Here is a 274-nt window from a genome sequence, read left to right on the forward strand (position 1 = left end):
GCATTCAATGCATGTAAATAAGACCGTTCTTTTTCGGAATGGTACTCTAAACCATCGGTTGCATAGTGCTTATCCGTACTAAAAACAATCATGGCATAATCATCACTATAGCTCTCCATAAGCTGTGCTACGCGGTCTACTTCTGTTTTGAAATAACCAATTGTCACAAAGTAATACGTATCGTCCACAAATGAACAGATAAAGTCACAGTTACGCGCGTAATCCTCTCCTGTAACGGTTACAGTCGGACCTACGCCACGATTGGCCTGTTCCC

General features: G+C 42.3%; 1 protein-coding gene. It reads right to left on the minus strand.

Annotation, left to right across the window (positions count from 1 at the left end; translation table 11 throughout):
* Nucleotides 1–274, minus strand: a 274-nt coding sequence (locus KTHG_RS20965) for a hypothetical protein (RefSeq protein WP_186439478.1), incomplete at both ends; no start/stop codon positions are given.

The sequence above is a fragment of the Kurthia sp. Dielmo genome, from assembly GCF_000307285.2.
GTDB lineage: Bacteria > Bacillota > Bacilli > Bacillales_A > Planococcaceae > Kurthia > Kurthia populi.